Source organism: Armatimonas sp. (assembly GCF_043757465.1).
Taxonomy (GTDB): Bacteria; Armatimonadota; Armatimonadia; order Armatimonadales; family Armatimonadaceae; genus Armatimonas.
Window position 1 is genome coordinate 1 of sequence record NZ_JAYVPL010000003.1, and the last position, 10,414, is coordinate 10,414.

17 protein-coding genes and 1 pseudogene are annotated in these 10,414 nt (G+C 57.2%); 17 read left to right on the top strand and 1 reads right to left on the bottom strand.

The genetic code is table 11. The annotated features are described in order from the left end of the window. The 15 genes and pseudogenes from ACH2ED_RS00510 to rplE form a co-directional block, all read left to right on the top strand. Positions 1-100, top strand: a 100-nt coding sequence (locus ACH2ED_RS00510) for a hypothetical protein (RefSeq protein WP_395088189.1), incomplete at its 5' end; no start/stop codon positions are given. Positions 101-165: 65 nt separating this feature from the next. Next, on the top strand, positions 166-474 hold the full coding sequence (gene rpsJ, locus ACH2ED_RS00515) for a 30S ribosomal protein S10 (RefSeq protein ID WP_184197095.1): 309 nt from the start codon (positions 166-168) through the stop codon (positions 472-474). Between the two features lie 88 nt (positions 475-562). Beyond that, positions 563-1,243, top strand: a complete 681-nt coding sequence (gene rplC / locus ACH2ED_RS00520; protein ID WP_309696409.1) for a 50S ribosomal protein L3 — start codon at positions 563-565, stop codon at positions 1,241-1,243. 36 nt (positions 1,244-1,279) lie between these two features. After that, a complete protein-coding gene (gene rplD, locus ACH2ED_RS00525) occupies positions 1,280-1,930 on the top strand; it encodes a 50S ribosomal protein L4 (RefSeq protein ID WP_395088169.1) in 651 nt (216 codons plus the stop codon). 1 nt (position 1,931) lies between these two features. Next, a complete protein-coding gene (rplW, locus tag ACH2ED_RS00530) occupies positions 1,932-2,252 on the top strand; it encodes a 50S ribosomal protein L23 (protein WP_309696413.1) in 321 nt (106 codons plus the stop codon). A gap of 3 nt (positions 2,253-2,255) precedes the next feature. Further along, positions 2,256-3,086, top strand: coding sequence for a 50S ribosomal protein L2 (gene rplB / locus ACH2ED_RS00535; RefSeq protein ID WP_395088171.1), 831 nt, complete (start codon positions 2,256-2,258; stop codon positions 3,084-3,086). An 81-nt stretch (positions 3,087-3,167) separates the two neighbouring features. After that, a complete protein-coding gene (gene rpsS, locus ACH2ED_RS00540; RefSeq protein WP_309696417.1) occupies positions 3,168-3,455 on the top strand; it encodes a 30S ribosomal protein S19 in 288 nt (95 codons plus the stop codon). Between the two features lie 12 nt (positions 3,456-3,467). Further along, positions 3,468-3,839 (top strand): annotated as a pseudogene (rplV, locus tag ACH2ED_RS00545) (50S ribosomal protein L22); the annotation flags it as partial. Positions 3,840-3,953: 114 nt separating this feature from the next. Continuing rightward, positions 3,954-4,847: a 30S ribosomal protein S3 gene (gene rpsC, locus ACH2ED_RS00550; protein WP_395088173.1), complete on the top strand. Its 894-nt coding sequence runs from the start codon at positions 3,954-3,956 to the stop codon at positions 4,845-4,847. 8 nt (positions 4,848-4,855) lie between these two features. Beyond that, complete coding sequence (gene rplP / locus ACH2ED_RS00555) at positions 4,856-5,347, top strand: 50S ribosomal protein L16 (protein ID WP_309696419.1); 492 nt, start codon at positions 4,856-4,858, stop codon at positions 5,345-5,347. Continuing rightward, complete coding sequence (gene rpmC / locus ACH2ED_RS00560; RefSeq protein ID WP_395088175.1) at positions 5,337-5,552, top strand: 50S ribosomal protein L29; 216 nt, start codon at positions 5,337-5,339, stop codon at positions 5,550-5,552. The genes rplP and rpmC overlap by 11 nt, the downstream gene beginning before the upstream one ends. Then, a complete protein-coding gene (rpsQ, locus tag ACH2ED_RS00565) occupies positions 5,552-5,842 on the top strand; it encodes a 30S ribosomal protein S17 (protein ID WP_395088177.1) in 291 nt (96 codons plus the stop codon). Before rpmC ends, rpsQ begins: the two co-directional genes overlap by 1 nt. 176 nt (positions 5,843-6,018) lie before the next feature. After that, complete coding sequence (rplN, locus tag ACH2ED_RS00570) at positions 6,019-6,396, top strand: 50S ribosomal protein L14 (RefSeq protein ID WP_309696424.1); 378 nt, start codon at positions 6,019-6,021, stop codon at positions 6,394-6,396. Beyond that, positions 6,396-6,743 (top strand): 50S ribosomal protein L24, encoded by a 348-nt coding sequence (gene rplX, locus ACH2ED_RS00575; RefSeq protein ID WP_395088179.1) that lies wholly within the window; start codon positions 6,396-6,398, stop codon positions 6,741-6,743. Before rplN ends, rplX begins: the two co-directional genes overlap by 1 nt. An 89-nt stretch (positions 6,744-6,832) precedes the next feature. Next, positions 6,833-7,435: a 50S ribosomal protein L5 gene (gene rplE, locus ACH2ED_RS00580; RefSeq protein ID WP_395088181.1), complete on the top strand. Its 603-nt coding sequence runs from the start codon at positions 6,833-6,835 to the stop codon at positions 7,433-7,435. Positions 7,436-7,507: 72 nt separating this feature from the next. On the opposite strand, the gene ACH2ED_RS00585 is transcribed toward rplE, so the two are convergent. Continuing rightward, positions 7,508-8,200: a hypothetical protein gene (locus tag ACH2ED_RS00585; protein WP_395088183.1), complete on the bottom strand. Its 693-nt coding sequence runs from the start codon at positions 8,198-8,200 to the stop codon at positions 7,508-7,510. 429 nt (positions 8,201-8,629) lie between these two features. Between ACH2ED_RS00585 and ACH2ED_RS00590 the strand changes: the two genes are divergently transcribed. Together ACH2ED_RS00590 and ACH2ED_RS00595 are read left to right on the top strand one after the other, a co-directional pair. After that, positions 8,630-9,349, top strand: a complete 720-nt coding sequence (locus tag ACH2ED_RS00590; RefSeq protein WP_395088185.1) for a cysteine peptidase family C39 domain-containing protein — start codon at positions 8,630-8,632, stop codon at positions 9,347-9,349. Positions 9,350-9,480: 131 nt separating this feature from the next. Further along, entirely contained in the window at positions 9,481-10,359 is an 879-nt protein-coding gene (locus tag ACH2ED_RS00595; RefSeq protein WP_395088187.1) for a DUF6531 domain-containing protein, read from the top strand. Positions 10,360-10,414 lie beyond the last annotated feature (55 nt).

A 10,414-nucleotide genomic window follows, 5' to 3' on the forward strand; every position in this document is an offset into this window, starting at 1 on the left:
GTTGATCGCTCCCATTGCTATGGAAGAGGGTCTTCGTTTCGCGATCCGTGAGGGTGGCCGAACGGTGGGTGCGGGAGTCGTCTCTAAAATTTTGGCCTAGTGAGACAGAGCGGGAGAGAGTAATCTCTCCCGCTTTTTCTACGCTAAAGAGAAAATAAAACATTTATGCGAAACGATAAAGTACGAATCCGCCTTCGGGCGTTTGATCACCGTGTGCTCGATCAGTCTGCGGAGAAAATCGTAGACACCGCTCGCCGGACAGGTGCGCGGATCGCGGGGCCGGTACTCCTGCCCACCGAGAAGCGGATATTTACAGTGCAGCGCAATGCCACCATTGACAAAGAGTCAATGGAGCACTTTGAGATGCGTACTCACAAGCGTCTGATTGATATTCTCAATCCAGGCCCGAAAACGATTGATGCGCTTATGCGTCTTGATCTGCCGTCGGGTGTGGATATCGAGATCAAGCTCTAAGAGAAAATTAAGCCGCGTCACGCAAATTCCCCCACCCCCCGATAACAAGGGCTATTTAAGGGAATCCAGGTGCGCCGTGGAGGAAATTATGTCAGTAAAAGGCATTCTTGGCCGCAAGGTCGGGATGACACAGATTTTTGATGACGAAGGCCGGGTTGTTCCCGTGACTGTTATTGCGGTGGAACCGTGCGTCATCTCTCAGGTAAAGACGGTGGATAACGATGGCTACAGCGCGGCGCAGCTCGCGTTTGAGGAGTGCAACGTTAACCGCTTGAACCGCCCTGAGCAAGGCCACTTGGCCAGTGCGGGGGTGCAACCGCGCCGCTTCCTGAAAGAGTACGATATTCAGGACGGAGCCAGTGTCTCTGTAGGAGACACGATCAGCGTGGGCGATATCTTTACCACGGATGAGAAGATCGTTGTGGTAGGGGTTAGCAAGGGTAAGGGGTTTGCGGGCGTCGTCAAGCGCTACCATTTCCATGGTGGTGATATGACCCACGGCTCGATGATCCACCGAAAGCCCATGTCGGGCGGTGCGACGGATGCTGCGCGTACCTTCAAGGGAAGCCGCAAGCCGGGTCGTATGGGCAACGAGCAAGTGAGCCAGCAGGGCCTGCGCGTGGTTCGTATTGACGCCGAGAAAAATATCCTTCTGGTTAAAGGTGCTGTGCCTGGTGCCAACGGCGGAGTCGTTTCGATTGAGAAGGTACGCCGTTCTGAGAAGGTTCGTATTCGCCAGGAGACTCAGCGCTCCAGCAAAAAGAAATAACCCCGGGAAATATTCCTCGGGTAACGGAGATTAATTATGCCTACGTTGGCGATAAAAACGAAAAACGGGAAGACAGCAGGAGATATCTCTCTCTCCGAGCGCGTCTTTGGAGCGGAGCGCAATATTGCGCTGATGCACCAAGCGGTGGTTGCAGAGCAGGAGAACTGGCGTCAGGATACCCGCAATGCCCCCGGCCGGGGCGATATGCTAGGCGGCGGAAGGAAACCCTTCAAGCAAAAAGGTACCGGACGTGCGCGTCAGGGATCTATCGTCGCTCCTCACTGGACGGGTGGTGGTGCCGCTCATGGTCCGCATCCGCGTGATCTTGGTCACAAGATCAACAAGAAGATGCGTCGTGCTGCGGTCTGGTCCGCACTCTCCGCCAAGCTCGTCGACAGCGAGATGGTGGTCGTGGATGGCTTCGATCTTGATGGCAAGATCAGTACCAAGACGGCAGCTAACTTCCTTACCGAAGTCACGGGCGGTGCGCGAAAATCGCTCGTCGTGATTGACGAGGGCGATGAGATTACTGTCAAGAGCCTGCGCAATATCGCGGGGGTGACGATCCGTGTGGGTAAACGTATCTCAACGCGTGATGTGGTAGACGGCGGCGTGGTGGTGATCACCAAGGCGGCGGCGGCAACCCTCAGCGGCTGGGCAGACGAAAAAGAAGAGAAGGAGGCGTAGTATGCCAGGTATCTATGAGGTTATAGAGCGCCCGATCATTACGGAGAAGTCTCTGACGATGAACGGCGAGCGCAAGTACGCCTTCGCTGTGCATGCGGATGCGAACAAGTTCCAGATCCGTGACGCCGTTGAGACTCTCTTTACGGATGGCGAGGGTGAGGGTAAGCTGACTGTTACTGCGGTCAATACCATGATTGTCAAGGGGAAGATCAAGCGCTACCGCGTCTTTGGACGTTCGAGCGTGAGCAAGACCCCCGGCTATAAGAAGGCGATTGTGACGCTTGCCGAAGGGCAGAGCATCAAGTTGTTTGAGGGAGTGTAAGCGATGCCGATTCGACGTTTTAGACCAATTACGCCTGGCCGTCGCTTCATGGCGAGCCCTGACTACAGTGAGATCACCAAGGGCAAGCCGGAGAAGAGCCTGGTCGAGCCGAAAAGAAGGAAGGCCGGTCGTAACAATACCGGTAAGATGACGATCCGCAACCGTGGTGGTGGCAACAAGCGGATGTATCGCATCATTGACTTCAAGCGGTCCAAGGATGATGTGGGCGCTACCGTGCTGGCGATCGAGTACGATCCAAACCGCACGCCGCGTATCGCGCTTTTGCAGTACGAGGACGGTACCAAGACTTATATCCTGGCGCCCGTCGGCCTCTCTGTGGGAGATGCGGTTGCAAGCGGGCCGACGGCTGACATCAAGCCGGGTAATGCGCTTCCCATCGTCAATATTCCCGTGGGTACCACGATCCACAATATTGAGCTTAGTCCCGGCAAAGGGGGCCAGATGGCCCGCTCCGCTGGTGCCTATGCGCAGCTCATGGCAAAAGAGGGCAAGTACGCCACGCTCCGTCTGCCATCGAGTGAGATGCGTCGCGTGCTGCTGACCTGCCGGGCCACCATTGGCCAGGTAGGTAACCTGGAGCATGAGAACGAGTCTCTTGGTAAGGCCGGTAAATCTCGCTGGAAGGGGCGTACGCCTCACGTTCGTGGTGTGACCATGAACCCCCGCGAGCACCCGCACGGTGGTGGTGAGGGCAAGAGCCCTGTGGGCCGCAAGAAGGGCCCTGTGTCTGCGACGGGCGTCCCGGCGATTGGTTACAAGACCCGCCGGAACAAGTCGACGAACAAGTTTATCGTCAAGCGGCGCACGAAGTAATCGTGTGTCCATGTTGGCCGGGGCGAAGCTCCGGCCACGCACCCGACAGGCAAGAGCCTGTGACTGGGGCAGGAGTAATTTATGGGACGATCTTTGAAGAAGGGGCCCTTTGCGGACCCGAAACTTCTGGCAAAGGTAGACGCCATGAACGAGAGCGGAAAGAAGGCCATTATCAAAACATGGTCACGTCGGTCGACGATCTTTCCTTCGTTTATCGGTCTAACCCTTGCCGTGCATGATGGGCGCAAGCATGTGCCTGTCTTTATCACGGAGAACATGGTCGGGCACAAGCTCGGCGAGTTCGCTCACACTCGGCCTTTCAAGGGTCATGCAGGCGGTACCGGTCAGTCCAGCCGTATGAGAAAGTAGGGAGGAAGCAAGATGGAATCAAAAGCTACCGCCCGATTTGTGCGGATGGCACCCCGAAAGGTGCGCCTAGTACTCGACTCTGTGCGTGGAAAGTATGCTCAAGAAGCACTTGACCAGCTAAAGTTCACGCCAAACCATGCAGCCGCAGAGATCGCCAAAGTGGTGACTTCAGCCTGCGCCAATGCTGTCAATAACTTTGAGATGAACCCTGATTATCTCAAGATTGTTGGTTGTTATGTGGATGTGGGACCGACCATGAAGCGTGTTAAGCCACGTGCTCAGGGCCGTGCCTACCGAATCCTTAAGCGCACGAGTCACATCACTGTGATCGTGGGCGAGGGTGAGGCTCCGCCTGCCAAGACGGGGCGGAAAACGGCGAAGAAACCGCCGCTACGTGCCGCACTGCCGACCCTGGCTGAGGCTCCCGTGGTGGAGGAGTCTACAACGACCGAAGAGTCTACCGAGACGACCGAGACCGCTGAGGCAGGGGAGTAAACCATGGGACAGAAGATTAACCCGATTGGGTTCCGTATCGGTGTCATCCGGGATGCAGATTCCAAGTGGTACGCCGACAAGCAGTATGCCGAGTTTCTTAAAGAGGACTACGTTATTCGCAAGAGTATCAAGAAGCGTAAGGGATTTGAGAACGCGGCGATCTCCAAGATCGAGATTGAGCGCCAGGCGAACCAGCTTCGTGTGACGCTGCACACGGCCAAGCCGGGAATCATCATCGGACGGGGTGGCTCGGGCATTGATATGCTCAAAGCGGATCTCGAGAAGATGACGAAAAAGACGGTGCACGTCAATGTTGCGGAGATTCGCCACCTGGAGACGAACTCTCAGCTCGTGGCGGAGTCCATTGCGCAGCAGATCGAGAAGCGTATCGGCTACAAGCGTGCCATGCGACAGGCCGTTACTCGTGCGATGAAGCTTGGTGTCCTTGGGATTCGTACCCAGGTCTCCGGGCGACTCGGTGGTGCGGAGATGGCACGTCGTGAGAAAGACCGCCAGGGAAAAGTGCCGTTGCACACCCTGCGTGCCGATATTGACTACGGCTTTGCCGAGGCAGTGACGGCTTACTCCACCATTGGAGTGAAGGTCTGGATCTACAAGGGAGATATCCTCCCGGGTGCTCGTCGCCCGGTGGAGAATCCTGCGGGGCAGCGCTCTGATCGTGGCCGGGATCGTGATGACGATCGTCGTGGTGGCCGCGGTGGTCGCGGTGGTCGCGGTGGCACGGGTCGCGGCGGTGGCGGTGGCGGCGGTGGCGCAGCAGGCCGAGGTGGTGAGCGTGGCGGTGGCGGCCCAGGTCGCGGCCCCCGTGGTGGAAACGAAGGCGGCGGTGGCGGCTACACAGGTGGTGGTAGCTACTCGACGGCGACAGGGGAGTAAGACAGAAAATGTTAATGCCTAAACGCGTCAAGTACCGACGCATGCACCGTGGCCATCGCCGTGGCAAGGCCAAGGGCGGTACCGAAGTGAGCTTCGGTGAGTTCGGGCTCCAGGCTCTGGAGTCGTGCTGGATGACAGCCAATCAGATCGAGGCGGCTCGTCGAGCGATGACCCGTAAGATCAAGCGTGGGGGCAAGATCTGGATCCGTATCTTCCCGGACAAGTCCTACACGAAGAAGCCTGCCGAGACCCGTATGGGATCCGGTAAGGGAGCTGTCGAGGGCTGGGTCTGCGTGGTTAAACCAGGTCGTATGCTCTTTGAGATGGCTGGTGTTAGTGAAGAGCTAGCCCGCGAGGCCATGCGTCTTGCGCAGCATAAGCTTCCGATCTCGACCCGCTTTGTGAACCGAAAGGATCAGGAGGCGGCCAAGGCGACTGAGGAGGTCGTTGAGGAAAATGCGGCTGAGGAAGTCGCTGAGGAGAATAACAATGGCGAATAACCGTCAGGCCAAGCAGGAGCGCGATGAGCTTTCTGGTCTGGATATCTCCGGTCTGCGTGAGCAACTGGACACCGCCAAGAAGCAGCTCTGGGGAATGCGTTTCGCCAATGGCAAGCGCCAGCTCGAGAAGACGGCGGATCTGAGCAAGACCCGCAAGCGCATTGCGCGGATCAACATGTATCTGGCGCAGAAGGAGTCGAACTGATGGCCGAAGAGACAGTAACCCCAGAAACCACGGAGACAAAGCGCGGCTATCGGAAGACCCGTCAAGGGGTGGTGACCAGCGATGCGATGGATAAGACCATTGTCGTGACAATCATGACCCTCAAGCCGCACCCTCTCTACGGTCGGACGCTACGCCGCTCGCGTGCGTTCAAGGCACATGATGAGACCAACGATGCCCATACGGGTGATACAGTTCAGATCATGGAGTGCCGTCCGGTCTCGAAGGAAAAGTGCTGGCGCCTCGTTCGTGTGATCGAGCGAGCTAAGTAAGCATTTACCCACCCCCTAACCCCCGCCCGGCGGGGGGACAATGAGGAATTTCTTTGTATTCCCCCCGTTGCACGGGGGCTAGGGGGTAGGATTCACGTCGCAGTTTGCGATAAGCGTCTGGGTAGGGCTGAGAGTTAAAAAGTCTCGGCCCTATTGCGACGTTAAGGAAAGTTTTTATGATTCAGCAGTACACCCGCCTCAAGGCTGCGGACAACTCGGGAGCGCGCTCGCTCCTGTGCATCCGTGTGCTCAAAGGCTCAACCACTAAAACGGGTGGTGTCGGTGATGTGATTGTCGCCGCCGTCAAGTCCGCGACCCCGAACTCGAACGTGAAGAAGGGCGATGTTGTGAAGGCGGTCATCGTCCGCACCAAGAAGCCCATCAAGCGTAGCGATGGCTCGACGATTCGCTTCGATGAGAATGCGGCGGTCGTGCTCAACAACAACCTGGAGCCGCGTGGCACCCGTGTCTTTGGCCCGGTTGCTCGTGAGATGCGTGAGTCCAATATTTCAGGCGGGATGAAGATCGTCTCGCTGGCACCGGAGGTACTTTAATGCCAGGTAAGAAGAAGGTATTTGAAGGCAAGCTCTTTATTAAGAAGGGCGATACCGTGATTGTGATCGCGGGCAAAGACAAAGGGCGCACCGGCGAGGTGACTCGCTCCTACCCGAGGTCCGGTAAGGTCGTGGTTGCGGGCATCAATATGGTGACCAAGCACGAGAAGGCTCAGCCAACGGCTGCCGATCCGAACCCCGTGGGTGGCCGAATTACCGTTGAGGCTCCGATGCTGGCCTGTAAGCTAGCTCTGGTCAACAAAGACGGCAAGCCTACCCGGATTCGCGTGGAAGTGCGCGATGGCAAGAAAGTCCGCGTCGCTGTCAAGGGCGGCGAGGTTATCTAAAACTGCCAGGACGGTAGACGTCCTGGGCATTTAACCCTCCGGCACCTGCCGGGAGCTGACTCGGTTGGAACCGAGAAAGGAATCAAATTATGTCTGGCTACAAAGCTCGCTTACAAGAGCGTTACGAAAAAGAAGCGGCCCCTGCGCTGATAAAGCAGTTCGGCTATAAGAACATCATGGAAGCCCCCCGCCTGGAGAAGATCGTTCTCAATATGGGCGTCGGTGAGGCAGGCCGCACCGGGGGCGATCCGAAGCTCCTGGAGAACGCGATCAAGGACATGGCCGCTATCACGGGCCAGAAGCCCGCGATCTGTGTGGCGAAGAAATCCGTCGCCAACTTCCGGTTGCGTGAGGGCGCGAAGATTGGCTGTAAAGTCACGCTGCGCGGCGCACGCATGTGGGAGTTTCTGGACAAGCTGCTCAATGTCACCCTTCCCCGTGTCCGTGACTTTCAGGGCGTGAACCCCAACTCGTTTGATGGCCGTGGCAACTTCGCCATGGGCATGAAGGAGCAGCTCACCTTCCCTGAGGTTAGCTACGATCAGATTGATAAGATTCGCGGCATGGACATTATCATCGTGACCTCCGCCGGTAAAGACGAGGAGGCTCGCTACCTTCTCTACCAGCTCGGAATGCCGTTCCGCTCCAGCGCGAACGCGGGCCCGGGTGGTGCCACCAAGCTAGAGCTGTAGAGCGCTCCCGCGACTCTCCACAAAAGAAAAGCCCCTCCGAAAATCGGAGGGGCTTTTCTTTTGCTCACCTCACTACCCACGGAAGGGGCGTGTGGCGGGCAGTAAGAACGCGGCGCGTGCGGTGGCGTTATTGGAGTCGCTGGCGGGAAACTGGAACTCAGCGGCTCGCTGGATGCGGCGACGCCCTTGTTGAATCTCCTCCAGCACGTCTTTTGCCGTCTGGTGCTTTTCGCCCGCCTGTGCCTGCGCTTCACTCTGTGCGGCATTGGCCTGCTGCCAGCGTCCACGCGTTGCGCTAAACGCGGCGATAAAGTCGGCATCGCAGCCGGGTAGGTCGTCGGTGGCGAGGCGCTGGAGTATCCCCTCGGAGTAGGCGGCCAGATTGCTACGGTTCACAACGATCTGCTCGCCGAGGTAGTAGTTGGCGCGGTAGTGCTCCGGGTCGGGGACATCGGCTCCCTTCTGGCGGGCGGCACTCTGTGCTTGTCGTACGAAGCGAGTGAGCACTTTCTCCTCTGCCAGCTCGACGGCGGTCAGGCTTTTCTTGCGCTCGCGCAGCTCGACAGCGGCAGTGAAGTCTGCTCGGCAGGTCTCGACGCGTGCCAGCAAGGCATCCGCTGCGGCTGTGGTGATAGCGCTCTTTGCCAGCCGGGACGTGTAGGCCGCTTGCTTGACGGCATTGGCGACGGTCTCGGCTTCTTGGAGCGCTTTCAAGTACGCGGTGCTGATCGCGCCGGGTGTTTTTCGGATGGGTTTGGTTTCCATGATCTTCTGATCCTTTCCTGAGAGCAGTGAGTAGATTCTTGAGAGCAGTGAGTAGATTGTTCAGATCCTTAAGTGGATTCCATCAACCTTCTGGTGTATCGCTTCAACCTTGTGATTTATAGGCTCGACGTCTGGGTACTTGGTTGATACTTCTGGGTACAGCGTTGGTACCTCCAAGTCTATTGCTTCGAGCTTTCCGTTGGTTGCTTCTACCACAAAGTAGACTTGCCCGAGCTTCGGGCATATTTTGACGAGCAGCACCCTCACTCCCTCGCCTCAAGTATACCAGACGAGGAAGTGAGGGCGAGAAGAACGGCAGGAAAATAATATTAAAAAAAACTTGCAAAGCAAACGATTCAGGGTAGAATCAGAGCAGAGCAGAGCAGAGCAGAGCGTTACTATTGTCCATTGAAGGAGTCTCTTGCAATTATGCGTCGTTATTGTTGCTCATTTCTTGTTTTTGTTAGTGTTATTGCATTAATATCGGGATGCCATCCTCCGGCTCCTTCCGTCGCCCGTGCCCAGGGCACGATTCCCCTGCGGGGAACCACTGTTTCCGTGCGCTCGCTGCCCGAGTACCAGAAAGCGGCGGCTCTCTTTGCCAAAGGAGATAAAATAAGCGCAAAGCTCGCGCTGGAGGCGCTACTCAAACGCCCGAATCTTTCCCCCACGGATACCGCATTTCTCAAGACGCAGGTGGGGCTGTGTGTGGGTTTGCCCCCTCGCCCCCGCCCGGCGGGGGAAAAGGAGATTGGGAGCCGAGGGGTAAGTGGCGATTGTGGGCCGCGTGCGCTGGTGCTCGCGGCAGCCGAACTTGGGGTGAAGGCGGATATTGCTACTCTTGCGAAGGCGGCGGGGGTGAGCGCGGAGGGGACGAGTTTAGAGGGATTGGTGGCGGCGGCGCGCAGTATCGGGCTAGTGGCCCAGGGCGTGCAGGTAGACCGCGATGCGCTCCGTCAGTTACCGACTCCACTGGTTGCCTGGTGGCAGGGCAATCACTTTGTGGCCGTCTTGAAGATTTCCCAGAACGCGTTTACGGGGGAAGTGTCGGTGGTTATCCATGATCCCAACCGCCCGAAAGCGGAAAGTATCGAATTGGCTGACTTACTGGCCAAGAGTGGGGGGATTGTCCTCACCCTTAAAAAGTAGGAAAACCGAGAGCCTTTGCATCTAGCTTGGTGGCAAAAGCAAAGACTCCCGGCGTCTCGTCTCACCGCGAGGAGCGGCAGACATACCAGTCTATCGCCTCTTGCTCTTATTGGACAAGAAAGATATTCGAAATGTTCTTTACAGCGACTCCGATACGGCGAAAAGGCGCAGTGCTGACAGCTGCACTGTTCGCCTGGCTGTCGGTCGGGCCAAGTGCGGGAGCGGCGTACGCTCACACTCACCAGAAAGCCAAGGGGCATCAGCGTGTTTTGACAGCCTTTGAACTAAAACGAATCACGGGAGCTACTGGCTATGCGCTCTCCCTCGATCCTGATTCTGGCTCGACGTATCCCTGGGAAGGAAGCGTTGGGGGCACGAATACGGGAAACGGCAATAAGCTAACCGAGCTTCCCATTGTGGGCTGGAGTGCGCGTGGTGGCTTGCCCGTGAACTTCACGCTCTACCACAACAGCGAGGGCAACCATAACTCAGAGCTAGGGCAGCACTGGACACATAGCTTCGACATGTATCTCGTGGTGGACTCTGGCACGGGCGATGTGGCGATGCACTGGGGCAATGACCTGGCGTATGTGTTCACCAAGAACATTGATGGCAGCTTCTCGCCACCCACGGGGATCTATGATGGGTTGGTGTACAGCTCTGGAACGAGCACCTACACTCTGACGACCAAGAGCCAGGTAAAGTATGCCTTTACGGTGGTGGGCGGCGAGTGGGTTTGTGGAAGTATCAAAAACCGTAACAATAACACGCTCACCATCAACCACAACAGCGGCGCATTTGTTACCAGTGTCGTAGATGCCAACAGCCGAACTCTCTCGTTTTCGTATGACGGCAACAACCGAATCACGAGTGTGACTGACCCAGCGAGCCGGACATTTAGCTTTGCCTACACGAGTGGCAAGCTTACCAGTGTGACGTATCCCACAGCGGGGAGCCAGACTCCTGTGGTGAATCGCATACGGGTACATTCCCCGGAGCTTGCTCCGTGACCGCTTGGGATACGTGGGCATCTCTTAGGATGCCCACTTCTTCTGTGGCTTCGGC